At 72.2% G+C, this 15,866-nt stretch carries 14 protein-coding genes; 3 read left to right on the top strand and 11 right to left on the bottom strand.

The features are described from left to right. Nucleotides 1–5: 5 nt before the first annotated feature. Nucleotides 6–1,211 carry an MFS transporter gene (locus OHA25_RS33100; RefSeq protein ID WP_327580848.1) on the bottom strand — a complete coding sequence of 402 codons (1,206 nt, stop codon included), beginning with the start codon at nucleotides 1,209–1,211 and terminating at the stop codon, nucleotides 6–8. Between the two features lie 81 nt (nucleotides 1,212–1,292). On the opposite strand from OHA25_RS33100, the gene OHA25_RS33095 reads away from it, so the two are divergent. Further along, nucleotides 1,293–2,207 (top strand): EamA family transporter, encoded by a 915-nt coding sequence (locus OHA25_RS33095; protein ID WP_327580847.1) that lies wholly within the window; start codon nucleotides 1,293–1,295, stop codon nucleotides 2,205–2,207. A gap of 279 nt (nucleotides 2,208–2,486) precedes the next feature. On the opposite strand, the gene OHA25_RS33090 is transcribed toward OHA25_RS33095, so the two are convergent. Genes OHA25_RS33090 through OHA25_RS33055 form a run of 8 tightly spaced genes read right to left on the bottom strand, consistent with a single transcriptional unit; the run spans nucleotide 2,487 to nucleotide 10,185 of the window. Further along, nucleotides 2,487–3,155: a GntR family transcriptional regulator gene (locus OHA25_RS33090; RefSeq protein ID WP_327580846.1), complete on the bottom strand. Its 669-nt coding sequence runs from the start codon at nucleotides 3,153–3,155 to the stop codon at nucleotides 2,487–2,489. Between the two features lie 12 nt (nucleotides 3,156–3,167). Further along, nucleotides 3,168–4,430 (bottom strand): ornithine cyclodeaminase family protein, encoded by a 1,263-nt coding sequence (locus OHA25_RS33085; RefSeq protein ID WP_327580845.1) that lies wholly within the window; start codon nucleotides 4,428–4,430, stop codon nucleotides 3,168–3,170. Then, the gene (locus tag OHA25_RS33080) at nucleotides 4,427–5,395 is read right to left on the bottom strand and encodes a proline racemase family protein (RefSeq protein ID WP_327580844.1); all 969 of its coding nucleotides are present in this window, start codon (nucleotides 5,393–5,395) and stop codon (nucleotides 4,427–4,429) included. Before OHA25_RS33080 ends, OHA25_RS33085 begins: the two co-directional genes overlap by 4 nt. Then, nucleotides 5,392–6,393, bottom strand: coding sequence for a proline racemase family protein (locus tag OHA25_RS33075; protein ID WP_327580843.1), 1,002 nt, complete (start codon nucleotides 6,391–6,393; stop codon nucleotides 5,392–5,394). Before OHA25_RS33075 ends, OHA25_RS33080 begins: the two co-directional genes overlap by 4 nt. Continuing rightward, nucleotides 6,390–7,283 carry a dihydrodipicolinate synthase family protein gene (locus OHA25_RS33070; protein WP_327580842.1) on the bottom strand — a complete coding sequence of 298 codons (894 nt, stop codon included), beginning with the start codon at nucleotides 7,281–7,283 and terminating at the stop codon, nucleotides 6,390–6,392. The genes OHA25_RS33075 and OHA25_RS33070 overlap by 4 nt, the downstream gene beginning before the upstream one ends. Before the next feature lie 24 nt (nucleotides 7,284–7,307). Then, a complete protein-coding gene (locus tag OHA25_RS33065) occupies nucleotides 7,308–8,798 on the bottom strand; it encodes an FAD/NAD(P)-dependent oxidoreductase (RefSeq protein ID WP_327580841.1) in 1,491 nt (496 codons plus the stop codon). Then, complete coding sequence (locus tag OHA25_RS33060) at nucleotides 8,795–9,046, bottom strand: (2Fe-2S)-binding protein (RefSeq protein ID WP_327580840.1); 252 nt, start codon at nucleotides 9,044–9,046, stop codon at nucleotides 8,795–8,797. The genes OHA25_RS33065 and OHA25_RS33060 overlap by 4 nt, the downstream gene beginning before the upstream one ends. Then, nucleotides 9,043–10,185, bottom strand: coding sequence for an NAD(P)/FAD-dependent oxidoreductase (locus tag OHA25_RS33055; protein ID WP_327580839.1), 1,143 nt, complete (start codon nucleotides 10,183–10,185; stop codon nucleotides 9,043–9,045). Before OHA25_RS33055 ends, OHA25_RS33060 begins: the two co-directional genes overlap by 4 nt. Before the next feature lie 96 nt (nucleotides 10,186–10,281). Here OHA25_RS33055 and OHA25_RS33050 point away from each other — a divergent pair, with 96 nt between their 5' ends. Continuing rightward, the gene (locus OHA25_RS33050) at nucleotides 10,282–11,262 is read left to right on the top strand and encodes a COX15/CtaA family protein (RefSeq protein ID WP_327580838.1); all 981 of its coding nucleotides are present in this window, start codon (nucleotides 10,282–10,284) and stop codon (nucleotides 11,260–11,262) included. A gap of 5 nt (nucleotides 11,263–11,267) precedes the next feature. Here OHA25_RS33050 and OHA25_RS33045 read toward each other — a convergent pair whose 3' ends face one another. Continuing rightward, on the bottom strand, nucleotides 11,268–12,461 hold the full coding sequence (locus OHA25_RS33045; protein WP_327580837.1) for a PrsW family intramembrane metalloprotease: 1,194 nt from the start codon (nucleotides 12,459–12,461) through the stop codon (nucleotides 11,268–11,270). A gap of 89 nt (nucleotides 12,462–12,550) precedes the next feature. Next, nucleotides 12,551–13,495, bottom strand: a complete 945-nt coding sequence (locus OHA25_RS33040; RefSeq protein WP_327580836.1) for a heme o synthase — start codon at nucleotides 13,493–13,495, stop codon at nucleotides 12,551–12,553. A gap of 273 nt (nucleotides 13,496–13,768) precedes the next feature. On the opposite strand from OHA25_RS33040, the gene tkt reads away from it, so the two are divergent. Further along, on the top strand, nucleotides 13,769–15,862 hold the full coding sequence (gene tkt / locus OHA25_RS33035; protein ID WP_327580835.1) for a transketolase: 2,094 nt from the start codon (nucleotides 13,769–13,771) through the stop codon (nucleotides 15,860–15,862). Nucleotides 15,863–15,866: the final 4 nt, after the last annotated feature.

Here is a 15,866-nt window from a genome sequence, read left to right as displayed (position 1 = left end):
CGGCCTCACTCGGGCTGCGGCCGGGGGCGCTCGGTCTGGAGGGCGCCGTAGCGGCGGCGGGTGAGGGCGGCCACCGCGGTGAGCGGGACGACGGCGGCCGCGGCCACTCCGAACAGCAGCGCATATCGGCCGTCCTCGGCCAGCGGCCCGGCCGCCCACGACGCGACCGCGCTGCCGACGAACAACGCGGAGGCGAAGAACGCGATCGTCGTCCCCCTGGCCTCCGGCACCACCGACGTGGCCCAGGTCTGCAGCGAGGAGTGCAGGAACGACCAGCCGCCGCCGAGCAGCAGCGCGGTGACGGCCACCGTCGCCATGCTCACGTGGGCGGCCACGAGCGCGAGCCCCGCGCACATCTGCGCACCGCCCACGGCCATCAGCACGGGCACGGGCCAGCGCCCCGACAGCCGCTTGACCACCTTCGCCAGCGCCCACAACCCCAGCCCGTACGCGGTGATGCCCAGGCCGGCCACGGCCGCCGCGACCCCCGAGTGCTCCAGCGCGGTGGCCAGGAACGGCATCGTGCCGAGCATGATCGCGCCCTCGGTGAACGCCAGCGCGAAGACGAGCAGGGCCCAGCGCTGCCCGAGCACCATGCCCAGGTACCGCCCCATCCCGAGCCCCCCGCGCCCGCTGCCGCGCGGCGGCTCGGGCAGCGAGCGCAGGGCCAGCGTGCAGACGAGGGCGCAGGCGGCCGGCACGATGAACCCCACCCGCCAGTCCACCAGACCCGCCAGCACGCCACCGAGCCCCGTGGCCAGGGCCGTGCCGAGCGCGGCGGCGCCCATCAGGTCCGTCAGGGCGCGCTGGCGTACCGAGGGCCGGACCGTGTCGCCCACATAGGTCAGGCCCGTCGGGATCACCGCGCCGAAGCAGGCGCCCGTGACGACCCTGGCCGCCACCAGCGCTCCCAGCACCGGCATCAGCGCCGACACCAGCCCCGCCAGGGCCGCGCCCAGCAACGCCAGGCGCATCACCCGCACCCGGCCGAACCGGTCCGACAACACGCCCCACAGCGGCTGCGTCAGCCCATACGCCAGGTAGTAGCCGCTGGCGGCGGCCACCGACGCCGACAGCGGGACACGCAGGTCGGCGGCGATCACCACGAGCATGGGGCTCACGGCGAAGCGGTCGAAGCTGCTGACGAACGAGGCGACGGACAGGCCCAGCGGAGGCCGGGCGAGGCTCACGGGGGCGGCGGGGGCTTCCATGTGGCACCACCCTAAGTCCAGGAATGTCACCGGCCATCAGTAGGCTCAACCCACCATCTGATGTTTCACCCGAGGAGCCCCATGACCGCCTTCGCCCTGGACGAGCCCCTCGATCGTGGCTCCGGCCTGCCCCGGCCGGGGCGCCTGCTGCGGGCGGCCTCCGACTCGATCCCGCCGTCCTCGCTGGTGCTGCTGGGGATCGTCTCGGTGCAGATCGGCGCCGGATTCGCCAAGGAGCTGTTCGCGGTGTTGCCGCCGAGCGCGGTGGTGTTCCTGCGCATCGCGGCGGGCGCGCTGGTGATGGGGGCGTTCATCAGGCCCCGGCTGAAGGGGCTGGCCTGGCGCGACTGGGCGGTGGGGATCGGCTTCGGCGTGACGCTGGCCGTGATGAACCTGTCGTTCTACGAGGCGCTGTCGCGGCTGCCCATGGGCATCGCGGTGGCGATCGAGTTCCTCGGTCCGCTGGGCGTGGCCGTGGCGGCCTCGCGGCGCAGGATCGACCTGCTGTGGGTCGGGCTGGCCGGAGCCGGCGTGGTGCTGCTGGCCCCGTGGGGCGAGTCGGCGTCGGTGAGCTGGGTCGGCATCGCGTTCGCGATGGTGGCCGGGGCCTGCTGGGCGGGCTACATCCTGCTGTCGGCGGCGGCGGGGCAGCGGTTTCCCGGGACGACCGGGTTGTCGTTCGCGATGATCGTGTCCGCCCTGGTGATCGCCCCGGTCGGGGTCACGACGGGCGGGGCCGACCTGCTGCAGCCGGAGCTGCTGCTGATCGGGCTCGGCGTGGGGTTGTTGTCGTCGGTGATCCCCTACTCGCTGGAGCTGCAGGCGCTGCGGCGCATGCCCAAGCATGTGTTCGGCATTCTGATGAGCCTGGAGCCGGCGGTGGCGGCGATGATAGGGCTGCTGCTGCTCGGCGAGATCCTGCACGTGCAGCAGTGGGCGGCGATCTTGTGCGTCGTGGCCGCCAGCCTGGGCTCGACCAAGAAGGCGAAGAAATAGGAGGACCGCCGCGCGCCCAGGGATGGGGCCTCTCGGGCGCGCGGCGGAGGGCTCGGCTCTCGGTGGGCGGGGTGTGCCGAGCCCGCGGAGGGTCAGCGGAGTGCGGGGTTCCGCTGGACCGGGGTTGATGCCGTCCCTCGCCGGTCCCCGGCACGCGCGAATAGCCCGTCCGGCGCGGGTGGAGGGGGCGGTCTGCCGGCCGTTGGGCGTCAGCGCGCTCAACCGGCCTGCATCGAGGTTACCTCGATCGAGGCGTGCCCGATCCCCGAATGTCGGAAGTCAGTGCTCGGCCCAGATGCCGCGCACGTGCCCGATGTGCTCGCCCATGACGTGCGCGACGGCCTCGCTGTCGCCGCTCTTGAGCGCGTCGAGCAGCGCCAGGTGCTCCCTGGCCGAGTCGCCCAGCACGCCGCGCTCGTACAGCTGCGACAGGCCGTAGAGCCTGGCCCTGGTCCGCAGGTCGCGGACGACCTCGACGAGGTGGGCGTTGCCGCACAGGGTCAGCAGCTCGACGTGGAAGCGCAGGTCGGCGTCGACGTAGGCGAGCAGGTCGCCGCGCTCGCCGGCCGAGACGATCTCCTCGGCGATGGGCCTGAGCCGCTCGAACTCCTCCGCCCGCGAGCTGTCGGCCAGCCGCGCCACCGTGGGCACCTCGATGAGCTGGCGGATCTCGGTGAGCTCGTCGAGGTCGCGGTCGGACAGCTCGGTCACCCGGAAGCCCTTGTTGCGCACCGCCTCGACCAGGCCCTCCTTGGCCAGGTCGAGCATGGCCTCACGGACCGGCGTGGCCGAGACGCCGAACTGGGCGGCCAGCACCGGCGCGGAGTAGACCACCCCGGGCCGCATCTCGCCGGTGATCAGCGCGGCGCGCAGCGCGTGCGCGACCTGCTCGCGCAGGCTCTGACGCTCCCCCACCATCGGCAGGTCGAGCCGATCCTCGGCAGGCATCCGCCCATCCTCCTAAATCCACGCCTCATACGCGGCGGCCGCGATCACCAGGTCTTCCCACGCCATGCCCGTGCTCTTGAACACGCGTGGCCCCGGACCGGCGATCACTTGTCCGGCGATCAGCTCGGCGAGGTTTCCGGCGAGATGACCAGAGGTGATCGTACCGTGGCGGATCGGGATGATCACATCCCCGGCCTCCTCCAGGGCGGCCGCCCTGGCCTCGACGACCACGGTGGCGCGGGCGATGAGGTCGCCGTCGAGCTCACGGGCGCCGGGCTCGTGGGAGCCCACGGCGACGACGGTGACGCCGTCGCGGGCGAGCTTACCGGGGAACAGGGGCTCTCTGGCGGTCGTGCAGCACGCGATGAGATCGGCTTCGGCCACCGCCTCCGCCACGACGTCGTCGTGCGCTCCGGCGGCACCTGACATGTGGTCAGCGCCGCGCTCCCGCCCTCCGGTCACCGGATCCGGCGCCCCCCGCGAGGCGACCGGCCCATGAGCGGACGCACCGGCCGCGACTGCGGGACGTCGCCCAACCGGTGCGTCCGACGCCTCCCCCGTCGCCCTGTCCGGCGCCTGTCCGGTCGGCGCGGTCGGCAGGCTCGGTGAGGCGACGGGTGCGTTGGGCGCACCGGCGCTGGAGGGTGCATCGGCCGAGCCGGCAGGTGCATGGTTGCGGGCTGTGGGGGCGGAGCCGACAGGCGCAGACGCCGGACCGGCTGGGCCGGAGGCGAGGGCGCGGGCGGGGAGGCCGAGGGTGCGGCAGCGGGTGGCCAGGGCCTCGGCGCGGGCCAGGTCGCGACCGATGACCGTCACCTCGGTGATGGACCGGACCTCGCGGAAGGCCAGCACGTGGCCCCAGGCCTGGGGCCCGCTCCCGAACACCACCAGCTTCCCGCCACGCGCCTCGGCCAGGTGGCGGACGGCAAGGGCGGAGACGGCCGGGGTGCGCAGGGAGGTGATGGCGATCCCGTCCATGGCGGCCAGCGGCGCGAGCGTGTCGCCGTCCAGCAGCAGATACGTCCCCTGGATCCGGGGCAGCCCCCGCCCGGGGTTGCCGGGCGCGATGGTGACGGCCTTCACCCCCACGTACCGCCCGGCGGCAGCGGGCATGAGGAGGAGCTGCCCGGCCGGCACGTCCACGACGGGCCGCTGCGGCGTGGCCTCCGGGTCGAGCCCGGCCCGCAGCGCGTCCTCGAGGATCCGCACGGCCCGCCCCACGGGCAGCAGCCGCTCCAGGGTGGAGGCGTCGAGGTACGGCAGAGCGTCGGTCATCGCAGCGTGAACCCCGTTCCCATCGGATCCTCCGGATCCAGCTCGAACGAATGCCGCCCGGTCCGGTACGCCATCCCCTCGATCTCCGGCACGACACCCTCGCCGGCCACGCCGGCCACGCGAGCCCGGAAGACGCTGCCGACGATACTGCTGTGGACCAGCGTCCCGCGCAGCCCGGAGTCGTGCAGCAGCGCCAGCCGGGCCGCCGTGCCGGACCCGCAGGGCGAGCGGTCGACCTCCCCGTCGGCGAACACCGTCACGTTCCGCTGATGCGTCATGCCGTCCACGTCCGGCAGCTCGTCGTAGAAGATCACGCCGTAGACGCCGGACAGCCGCTCGTCGGAAGGATGCCGGGACGCCGGGTGGCCGGCCAGGTCGGCCTTGATGCGCCGGGCGTGCTCGATCAGCGCCGTCAGGTGCCGGGGCTCCACCGACACCCCCAGCGCCCCGGCCGGGACGGACGCGTAGATGGCGCCGCCCCACGCCACGTCCACCTTCACCCCGCCGGCGGCCACGTCACGCGCCATCACGTACGACGGCACGCTGACGAACGTGACCCCCTTCACCCGGCTGCCGGAGCTGCGCACCCGGGCCGTGACCCGTCCGGACGGCACGTCGATCACCACGTCCGTGTCGCCGTCGGGGTCGGCCTCGACGAGGCCCTCCTGCACCGCGTACGCCCCCAGCGCGATCGTGCCGTGCCCGCACGCGGTGGAGAAGCCGTCCTTGTGCCAGAAGAGCGCGCCGAAGCGGGCGCCGGGATCGTTCGGCGGGACGAGGAAGCAGCCGTACATGTCGGCGTGGCCGCGCGGCTCGTGACACAGCAGCCGCCGCACGTCGTCGAAGCCCTCCATGGCAGCGGCGCGGCGGGACAGCACGTCGGTGCCGGGAATCTCGGCCACGCCCCCGGTGACGATCCTGAACGGCTCGCCACCGGTGTGGTAGTCGACGGTGGTGATCGTCATAGTTCGAACCCCGCGGGGAACGGGTCGCGCGGGTCCAGGAAGTATTGGGCGGTGCCGGTGATCCACGCGCGGCCGGTGATCGACGGCACGACGGCCGGCGCGCCGCCCACGGTGGTCTCCTCCAGGAGGCGGCCGATGAAGCGGGTGCCGATGAACGACTCGTTGACGAAGTCCCGGCCGAGCGGCAGCTCTCCGCGGGCGTGCAGCTGGGCCATGCGGGCGCTGGTGCCGGTGCCGCACGGCGAGCGGTCGAACCAGCCGGGGTGGATGGCCATGGCGTGCCGCGAGTGGTGGGCGTCGGAGCCGGGGGCGGCGAAGTAGACGTGATGGCAGCCGCGGATGCGGTCGTCCTCGCGGTGCACGGGCTGGTCGGCGGCGTTGATCGCCTCCATGGTGGCCAGACCGGCCGCGATGATCTCGTTCTTGGCCTTGCGGTCGAAGGGCAGGCCGTAGGAGTCGAGGTCGACGATGGCGTAGAAGTTGCCGCCGTAGGCGAGGTCGTAGCGGATCTCCCCGAACCCGGGCACGGTGACGACGGCGTCCAGCCGGTCGCTGTAGGAGGGCACGTTGCGCAGCGTCACCGACATGGCCATGCCGTCCTCGACGGCCACGTCCACCACGACCAGCCCCGCCGGCACCTCCAGGCGCACGGTGGTGACCGGCTCGACGACCTCGACCATGCCGGTCTCGACGAGCACGGTGGCCACGCCGATCGTGCCGTGCCCGCACATCGGCAGCAGCCCCGACACCTCGATGAACAGCACGCCGAAGTCGGCGTCCGGCCGGGTGGGCGGCTGCAGGATGGCGCCGCTCATGGCCGCGTGGCCGCGCGGCTCGGTCATCAGCAGGGTGCGGATGTGGTCGAGGTTGTCGCGGAAGTAGATCCGCCGCTCGGCCATGGTGGCGCCGGGGATCACGCCCACCCCACCGGTGATCACGCGGGTGGGCATGCCCTCGGTGTGGGAGTCGACGGCGTGGAAAACCCGCTTGGTCCTCATCTCAGCCCTTCCGCCAAGACCTTCTCGGTCGCGGCCCGCACGACGGCGGCCTGCTCGTCGGTGAGCGGCTGCCTGGGCTGCCGGCACGGGCCACCGTACCGGCCGGCGAGGTCCATGGACAGCTTGATGGCCTGGACGAACTCCGTCTTGGAGTCCCAGCGCAGCAGAGGGTGCAGCTTCCTGTAAAGAGGCAGCGCGGTGGCGAGGTCACCGGCCACGGCGGCGCGGTAGAGCGCCACGTTGGAGGCGGGCAGGGCGTTGGGGTAACCGGCGATCCAGCCGACCGCCCCGGCCACGGCCAGCTCCAGCAGCACGTCGTCGGAGCCGATCAGCACGTCCAGCTCGGGCGCCATCTCGGCGATCTCGTACGCGCGCCGCGGGTCCCCGCTGAACTCCTTGATGGCCACGATCAGGCCCTCCTCGTGCAGCTTGGCCAGCAGCGCGGGGGTCAGGTCCACCTTGGTGTCGTACGGGTTGTTGTAGGCCACGATCGGCACCCCGGCCTTGGCGACCTCGCGGTAGTGCGCGAGGACCGCCCGCTCGTCGGCCCGATAGGCGTTGGGCGGCAGCAGCAGGACCGAGCCGCAGCCCGCCTCGGCCGCCTGCTCGGCCCAGCGGCGCGATTCGGCGGCGCCGTACGCGCCGGCCCCGGCCATCACGTTCGGGCCCCCGACGGCCTCGACCGCCGTCTCGATCACGCGGGCGCGCTCCTGCGGGGTGAGCGTCTGGTATTCGCCGAGCGAGCCGTTGGGCACGACGCCGTCGCAGCCGTTGTCGACCAGCCAGCGGCAGTGCGCGGCGTAACCGTCGAAGTCGACGGACAGGTCGTCACGCAGGGGCAGCGCGGTGGCGACCATGACGCCGTGCCATGGCTTGCTGCGATGTTCCATCAGGAGTCCTCCATGTCGGGTGTTTCAGTGTGCGAGGGGATCGTCGGGTTTGTCGGCGCGGCTCGTGGCCGGCTCGCCGGGATCGCCGGCGCGGCTCGTGGCGAGGTCGTCGCCAGGTCCGGCGGCCTCGCTGAGGGCGCCGAGGGTGATGGGCTGGGCGATGGGGCGGCGAGGCGGTTGTTGCGGCTCGCCGGCCAGGCAGGCGACGGCGTACCCGCAGATGCGGCCCTGACACCAGCCCATCCCGGGCCGGGCCAGCAGCTTGATCGAGCGCGCGTCGGTGGCGCCGAGCTCCTGCGCCTCGCGGACGCGCGCCAGCGGCACCTCCTCGCACCGGCACACCAGCGTGTCGTCCCGCAGCCACCCCTGCCAGCCCGCCCGGACCGGGTACGCCTGCTGCAACGCCGCGCCGAAGGCCCGCCACCGATCCCGCCGCCGCGACAGCGCCCCGGCGACCTCGCCGGCCATCAACTCGACCCCCGCCGCTCCGGGCGGGCGGCGGCGGGTGTGCGCGACGATGGACCGGCCCGCGATGCGGCCCTCGAGCTCGGCCAGCCGCCATCCCCCCACACCGGTGGGCTCGCCTGCCGCCCACACCCCGGGCACGGTGGTGCGCTGGGCGGAGTCGGCCTCCAGGACGGGGCTGCCGTCCACGTCGCGCCGGGTCCCGCAGCCGAGTTGCACGCCCAGGTCGATCTGGGGCACGAAGCCGTATCCCGTCGCCACGGTGTCGCACTCGACGATCCGGGTGTCGAGAACGTTCCACCGCGGGTCGAGGCGGGCCACGGTGACGGCCTCCACCTCGCGCTCCCCGTGGGCGGCGACGACCGCGTGGCGCGTCAGGTACGGCACCCGGTGCCGGGCGAGGCTCAGCGCGTACCCGGCAGCCTCCGCGGCCTTGCCGAGGGCGAGCAGCGGATGCCTGGCCAGCCCGAGCGCCCCGCCCGCCTCGAACACGCCGAGCACCTTCGCCCCTGCCGCGGCCAGCCCGGTCGCCACGGGCAGCAGGAACGGCCCGGTGCCCGAGACGACGATCCGCCTGCCTGCCACCACGCCGTTGCCCTTGAGCAGCGCCTGCGCGCCTCCGGCCGTGAGCACGCCGGGCAGGTCCCAGCCGGGGAACGGCAGCGGCCGGTCGTACGCGCCGGTGGCGATCAGCAGCCGCCGCCCCCGCACGGCGACCGAACGCCCGTCCGGGGAGCCGGCGTGCACGAGCAGGTCGCCGTCCGGCTCGCGGGCCACGCTCCACACCTGGTGCCGCGACAGCACCTCGGCCCGGTCGCTCAGGGCGCGCGCCTGCCGCAGGAACCGGTCCAGCCCCGGCGCCCGGCCGGGCACGACGGTGTGCCGGAAGTACTGGCCGCCGAGCCGCGCCGAGGAATCCAGGAGCGCCACCCGCAGTCCGGCCAGCGCCGCCGTGAGCGCGCCCGCCACCCCGGCGGGCCCGCCGCCGACGACCACCAGGTCGTACGTCCCGCGGTCGCCCGCCCGCCCGCCGGCTGAGCCGTACGTCATGAGGTCGTCACCTCGTCCCCTGGCGCGGCCTCGGCCAGGCAGGCGCGTTCAGGCGCCCGCCCGTTGACCGAGATCAGGCAGTCGAAGCACACCCCGATCCCGCAGAACAGCCCGCGGGGCCGCCCGCCGAACCGGGTGGCGCGCCACGAGCGGATCCCGGCCGCGTGCAGCGCCGCGCCGATCGTCTGGCCGGGCACGACCGGCACGGACCGGCCGTCGACCGTGATGGAGAACGGGCGGACGGTCAAGAAGCCTCCTCGGGGAAGCGGTCCGGGCGGAAAGGGCGCAGGTCCAGGTCGGGCCGGGCGCCGGTGAGAACCTGGGCGAGCAGGTGACCGGTGGCCGGGGCGAGCCCGATGCCGGCGCCCTCGTGCCCGCACGCGTGGTAGAGCCCGGGCACGCGCGGATCGGCGCCGATGACAGGCAGGTGGTCGGGGCAGTACGGCCGGAAACCGCAGTAGGACCTGATGACCCGCACGCCCCGCAGCACCGGGAAGAGCGCGACCGCCTGCGCCGCCAGCCGGGCGAGCACCGGCACGGACGTCGTCCGGTCGAACCCGACCCGCTCCCTGCTCGCCCCGATCAGCACCGTCCCCGCCACCGTCCCCTCGACCACGGCCGACGTCTCCAGCCCTGCCGAGTCGCTGGCCACGTTGGTGACATAGGCGGCGGTGTAGACCTTGTGCCTGATCAGCGGCTCCGGCAACGGCTCCGTGACCAGGATGAACCCGCGCCTGGGCAGAACCTGCAGCCGCACCCCCGCCAACGCGGCCACCTCGCCGCCCCACGTGCCGGCCGCGTTGATCACCGCGTCGCCGAGCACGTCGCCGTGCGTCGTCCGCACGCCGGTCACCCGCTCCCCCGAGCGGATGAACCCGGTCACCCCGACCCCGAGCCGCAGGCGAAGCCTGGCGCGCCCAAACGTGTCGGCGCCCTGCTTGAGCAGGGTGGCGGCGGCCAGCATGGGCTGGACCTGGGCGTCCTGCGGGTAGTAGACGCCGCCGGCCAGCCCCTGCGCGAGGTGCGGCTCGTAGTCACGCAGCGCGTCGCTCGCCACGACGGCGTGGTCGACGTCCTGCTTGGCGGCGAGGTCCTCGAGCTGCCGCCGGATCTCGGGAGTCTCGGCGACGACCAGCCCACCCTTGGCCTCGAACTCGAACCCGCCGTGCTCCGCCAGTGTGCGCCAGAGCCGGTTGGACAGCACCGCCAGCTCCAGCTCCGGCCCGGGTTCCTTGTCCGACACCAGCACGTTGCCTTCGCCCGAGCCGGTGGTGCCGCCGGCGACGGGCCCACGGTCGATCACGGTCACGTCGAGTCCCGCTCGCGCGGCGTAGTAGGCGCACGCCGCCCCCACGACACCGGCGCCGACGACGATGACGTCGGACATGACCACCTCCCCCAGTAATATGTCACATACCTATGCGGGTTGAGAAGCCCGTTCCCCCTGGCGGGACCGACCGTACCGGCCCGTACCATCGATGACGTGAAGCTACCCACGGATCACTCCAACCCTCTCGTGCGCCACCTGTTCTCCTTCTGGGTGCCGACCACGCGGTCGATGCGGGGCTGGGCGATGGCATCCGTGGTCGTCAACGCGGGCATCACGGTGACCGGCGCGGGCGTGCGCGTCACCGGCTCCGGGCTCGGCTGCCCGACCTGGCCGAGGTGCACCCCGGACAGCTTCATCCCGGTCGCGCACCCTGAGGTGTCGATGCTCAACATGCTGGTCGAGTTCGGCAACCGGCTGCTGACCTTCCTGGTGCTGGCCGTGGGGGCCGCGTGTGTCATCGCGGCCTGGCGGATGGTGCCCCGCCGGCGGTCCCTGGTGCGGCTGGCGCTGCTCCAGCCGGTCGGCGTCCTGGCCCAGGCCCTGTGGGGCGGGCTGGTGGTCAACACGATGCTCAACCCGTTCACGGTCGGCATGCACTTCCTCATCTCCAGCGGCCTGATCGCGGCCTGCTGGATGTTGTACGCCCGCGCGGGCGAGGGCGACGGCACGGCACGGCGAGTGACCCACCGGGATGTCCGCAGGCTGGGCTACGTGCTGGTGGGCGCCGTCTTCGTGCTGCTGGTGGCCGGCGTGGTGGTGAGCGGCACGGGCCCGCACTCGGGCGATGTGATGGCCTCGCGCTTCGACCTCGACATCGAGGCCGTGGCCCGGCTGCACGCCGACCTCGCCTACGTCGTCGTCGGGCTGACGTTCGCGTTGCTGTTCGCCCTGCACGTGGGCGACTCCACGCGGCCGGCCCGGCGGGCCGCGCTGGCGCTGTTCGTGGTGGAGCTGCTGCAGGGCGTGATCGGCTACACCCAATACTTCCTGGCCGTGCCCGCCGCCCTGGTCCTCCTGCACGTGCTCGGCTCGACCCTGGTCTGGATCGCCGCCCTCAGGGTGGTGACCTCGCTGCGCACCCGCGACCCGGTGCCCGCGCCCCACTCCCCCATCGAAGCGCCCGCCACCGTCTGAGCGGATCAGCCCGGGGCGCCGGGGGCGTAGCCGGGCGGCGGCGTGCCCCTCGCGACGGACCCGGCGTGCACCGACGGCACAGGGAAGTCCGCCCTGGCCGTGCTCATGCACTCCAGCAGCGCCCGCTGCTCTTCATGGAAGGTCTGCTCGTCGACCATGTGACGGGCCGCCCGCTCGTGCAGCAGCCCCAGCTCGGTGGCGGCGAGCTGGTAGTCGCGCATCGCGCGCAGCCCGCGCTTGCCGCCGTGCGCTTTGGCCCACTGCCTGGCCTGACGGCGCCGGGAGAACGTCGACAACATGTAGACGTCGGCCCCGTTGACGAGCTTGGTCGGCTCGTACGGCGGCAGATAGCGCTGGATGAGCGCCACGATCCGGCGCCGGTCCCTGAACACCACGCCGATGAGCACGACGAGCACCACCAGCAGCGTCAGATAGGCCACCACGAGCCCGGGAAAGCCGCCGTAGGAGGCCAGGCCGTTCCACAGGCCGTGCAGGACCATCGCACCCGACCAGCCGGCGAGGATATAGAACACCCGCTCGGAGCCGCTGCGCTGGGCGGCGTAGGCCACGCCGACCCCGATCATCGAGCTGAACAACGGATGCGCCAGCGGTGACAGGATGCCGCGCAGCACCACGGTGACCGCCAGTCCCTTGACGCCGGACTCGGAGTTGAGCGCGGCGAGGTAGTAGCTGACGTTCTCGCTCATGGCGAAGCCGAGGCCGACCATGCTGGCGTAGATGACGCCGTCGGTGGGCCCGTCGAGCTCAGCCCTGCGGAACCTGAGCAGCCCCAGCAGCACCAGGCCCTTCATCGTCTCCTCGACGACGGGAGCGCCGAACGTGGCCGCGATGTTGCGGGCGCTTGCCTCCGACAGCTTGACGGTGTCCATGATGTAGTGCAGGTTGAGCGAGTTGACCACACCCGCGACCAGCACCGCGATGCCCGCGCCCCACGCGAAGGCGAAGGTCAGGTTGCTGCGCGGCTCCGGCTCCATCCTGTCCAGTGCCAGCACCGCGGCCAGCAGCATCGGCACCGGCGCCAGCGCCAGCGTGAGCGCGATGAAAAACTGCACCGGCTCGCCGTTGAGCACGTCGAACGAGAAGGAGACCAGAGCGCAGATGCCGGTGAGGACCAGCCCGATGATCAACGCCAATGAGGGGCGGTCCTTCAACACCCAGCGTGGATCACGGGACGCCATAGGGTGACTTTAACGGATCAGAGTGCCGGTGGCCGTGCCAGCATAGCCAGTCCTCACCGTCCAGAAAGGACCCGCGGCGGCGGCGGCGATCATGCCAGCAGCGGGTCGATCGCGACGGCGAGGAAGAGCAGCGCCAGGTAGGCATTGGACCAGTGGAAGAAGCGCATGGGCCGCAGCTCGACGCCGGTCTTGCCGGCGTTGAGCCGGGCCAGCAGGCGGTGCACCTCCCACAGGCACATCACGCCCAGCACGGCCGCCACGACCGGGTAGAACAACGTGGTCCCCGCCACCGGCCAGAGCAGCAGCGAGCACAGCACGGTCGCCCACGTGTAGCCGATGGACTCCAGGATGACCCGCCGCTCGGTGGCCACGACCGGCAACATCGGCACCTTGGCCGCCGCGTAGTCCTCCTTGTAGCGCATGGCCAGCGTCCAGGTGTGCGGCGGCGTCCAGAAGAACACCACCCCGAACAGCACCAGCGGCGCCCAGTCCAGCCGCTCGGTGATGCCCGCCCAGCCGATCATCACCGGCATGCAGCCCGCGATGCCGCCCCACACGATGTTCTGGGCCGTGCGGCGCTTGAGGATCATCGAGTAGACCAGCACGTAGAACAGGATCGCCGCGGTGGACAGCAGCGCCGCCAGCCAGTTGGTGGTGACCCACAGCCCGACCAGGGACAGCACGCCGAGCACGATCCCGAAGATCAGCGCGCCGCGCGGCGACACCTGGTGCCTGGCCAGCGGCCGGCGGCGGGTGCGGCGCATCTTCTGGTCGATGTCGCGGTCCACATAGCAGTTGAGCGCGTTGGCGCTGCCCGCCGACAGGGTGCCGAACACCATGACCGAGATGGACGTCCACAGCGGCGGCAGGCCGCCCGCCGCGAGGAACATCACCGGCAGCGTGGTGATCAGCAGCAGCTCGATGATCCGCGGCTTGGTGAGCGCGATGTAGGCCTTCACGATCGTGCCGATCGTGCGCGGCGCCTCCACCTGCGGAGATGGCGCCGTCGCCTGCCTGTTGGTCAGCACCGTCAAGGCGCTTCCAGCCTGTGCGGAGTCAACGCGTAACCTCTGATAAGAGCGGATCCATGGGTGGGCGCCGGTGACGCCTCTGCGAACCCAACAAACTGTAGTCGCAGGGTGGGCCGGTCCGGCCAATGGGGGGCTTGCGCCATACATGGACACGCGCGGGTGGATATGGAATTGATCGCCACGTCCACTCGGTTAGGGTCCGTGTGGGCGGGATAGCCAACCGGCATGACCAATGACAACTAGATTCCGGAGATCGAGCACTTGAGCACCGAACTCGTGCCAGCCCTTGACTGGACCGACCTGGACAAGCAGGCGGTCGACGTCATTCGAGCCCTGGCGATGGACGCAGTGGAGAAGGCGGGCTCGGGTCATCCCGGCACCGCCATGAGCCTGGCCCCCGCCGCATACTTGCTGTTTCAGCGTGTGATGCGCCACGACCCCACCGATCCCAACTGGATCGGGCGCGACCGTTTCGTGTTGTCGTGCGGCCACACCAGCCTGACCCTCTACCTCCAGCTCTATCTTTCCGGCTACGGCCTGACGCTCGACGACCTCAGGCGGCTGCGCCAGTGGGACAGCCTCACCCCCGGCCACCCCGAGTACGGCCACACCGCGGGCGTCGAGACCACGACCGGCCCGCTCGGCCAGGGCCTGGGCAACGCGGTCGGCATGGCGATGGCCGCCCGCCGCGAGCGCGGCCTGTTCGACCCCGACGCCGAGCTCGGCGCCTCGCCGTTCGACCACCACATCTGGTGCTTCGTCAGCGACGGCGACATCGAGGAGGGCATCAGCCACGAGGCCAGCTCCCTCGCCGGCCACCAGAAGCTCGGCAACCTCATCGTCGTGTGGGACGACAACCACATCTCCATCGAGGACGACACGCTGATCGCCAAGTCCGAGGACGTGGTCAAGCGCTACGAGGCCTACGGCTGGCACACGGAGAGCGTCGACTGGACCGCAGGCGACAACTACCACGAGGACGTGCAGGCCCTGTACGACGCGCTGGAGGCGGCCAAGGCCGAGACCGACCGGCCGTCGTTCATCCGGCTGCGCACGATCATCGGCTGGCCGGCGCCCAACAAGCGCAACACCGGCAAGATCCACGGCTCGGCGCTGGGCGAGGCGGAGGTGGCCGCCACCAAGGAAGTCCTCGGCATGGACCCGGCCAAGACCTTCGACGTGCCGGCCGACGTGCTCGCGCACGCCCGCGAGGTGGCCCAGCGCGGCCGCGCCACGCACGCCGAGTGGGAGAAGGGCTACGCCGAATGGCGGCTGGCCAACGCCGAGCGCGCCGAGGAACTCGACCGCATCTCCCACCGCCAGCTGCCGAACGGCTGGTACAAGGCGCTGCCCTCGTTCGAGGTGGACGCGTCGATGGCCACCCGCAAGGCGTCGGGCGAGGTGCTGAGCGCGCTGGCGCCGGTGCTGCCCGAGCTGTGGGGCGGCTCGGCCGACCTGGCCGAGTCCAACAACACCACGATGAAGGGCGAGCCGTCCTTCATCCCGGAGGAATACCAGACCAAGGAGTTCCCCGGTAACCGCTACGGCCGCACGCTGCACTTCGGCATCCGCGAGCACGCCATGGGCGCCATTCTCAACGGCATCGCCCTGCACGGCGGCACCCGCCCCTACGGCGGCACGTTCCTGGTCTTCTCCGACTACATGCGCCCGGCGGTGCGCCTGGCCGCGCTGATGAAGCTGCCGGTCACCTACGTGTGGACGCACGACTCCATCGGCCTGGGCGAGGACGGCCCCACCCACCAGCCGATCGAGCACCTGTGGGCGCTGCGCGCGATCCCCGGCCTCGACGTGGTCCGCCCGGCCGACGCCAACGAGACCGCGTACGCGTGGAAGGCCGTGCTCGAGCACAAGGACCGGCCCGCCGCGCTCGCGCTGACCCGGCAGAACCTGCCGGTGTACGAGGGCACCAGCGCCGACGGCGTGGCCCGCGGCGGCTACGTGCTGCGCGAGGCGTCCGACGGCCAGCCCAGGGTCATCATCATCGCCACCGGCAGCGAGGTGCAGCTGGCCGTGGAGGGCCGCGAGCTGCTCGAGCAGCAGGGCATCCCCACGCGAGTGGTCTCCATGCCGTGTGTGGAGTGGTTCAACGGGCAGGATTCCGCATATAGGCAGACGGTTCTGCCGTCGTCGATCAGGGCTCGGGTGGCGGTCGAGGCGGGCATCGCGCTCGGCTGGCACCAGTTCGTCGGCGAATGCGGCGAAGTGGTCGGCCTCGAACACTTCGGTGCGTCGGCTCCGTACAGGACTGTGTACGAGCAGTTCGGGCTGACGGCCGAGCGCGTGGCGGCGGCGGCACATGCGAGCCTGGCCAAGCTTGGTCAGGAAAAAGGCGAGACGACGGGAAACTGAAGAA

The sequence above is a fragment of the Nonomuraea sp. NBC_00507 genome, from assembly GCF_036013525.1.
Taxonomy (GTDB): domain Bacteria; phylum Actinomycetota; class Actinomycetes; order Streptosporangiales; family Streptosporangiaceae; genus Nonomuraea.
The sequence above is the reverse complement of the archived record's forward strand: the minus strand, read 5'-3'. Positions and strand labels throughout refer to the sequence as shown.

Excerpts from the sequence above, each read along its gene's own strand:
- OHA25_RS33055 (WP_327580839.1), bottom strand. The coding sequence starts at position 10,185 with ATGTCCGACGTCATCGTCGTCGGCGCCGGTGTCGTGGGGGCGGCGTGC.
- OHA25_RS33075 (WP_327580843.1), bottom strand. The coding sequence starts at position 6,393 with ATGAGGACCAAGCGGGTTTTCCACGCCGTCGACTCCCACACCGAGGGC.
- OHA25_RS33095 (WP_327580847.1), top strand. The coding sequence starts at position 1,293 with ATGACCGCCTTCGCCCTGGACGAGCCCCTCGATCGTGGCTCCGGCCTG.
- OHA25_RS33070 (WP_327580842.1), bottom strand. The coding sequence starts at position 7,283 with ATGGAACATCGCAGCAAGCCATGGCACGGCGTCATGGTCGCCACCGCG.
- OHA25_RS33090 (WP_327580846.1), bottom strand. The coding sequence starts at position 3,155 with ATGCCTGCCGAGGATCGGCTCGACCTGCCGATGGTGGGGGAGCGTCAG.
- OHA25_RS33085 (WP_327580845.1), bottom strand. The coding sequence starts at position 4,430 with ATGACCGACGCTCTGCCGTACCTCGACGCCTCCACCCTGGAGCGGCTG.
- OHA25_RS33065 (WP_327580841.1), bottom strand. The coding sequence starts at position 8,798 with ATGACGTACGGCTCAGCCGGCGGGCGGGCGGGCGACCGCGGGACGTAC.
- OHA25_RS33080 (WP_327580844.1), bottom strand. The coding sequence starts at position 5,395 with ATGACGATCACCACCGTCGACTACCACACCGGTGGCGAGCCGTTCAGG.
- OHA25_RS33100 (WP_327580848.1), bottom strand. The coding sequence starts at position 1,211 with ATGGAAGCCCCCGCCGCCCCCGTGAGCCTCGCCCGGCCTCCGCTGGGC.
- OHA25_RS33045 (WP_327580837.1), bottom strand. The coding sequence starts at position 12,461 with ATGGCGTCCCGTGATCCACGCTGGGTGTTGAAGGACCGCCCCTCATTG.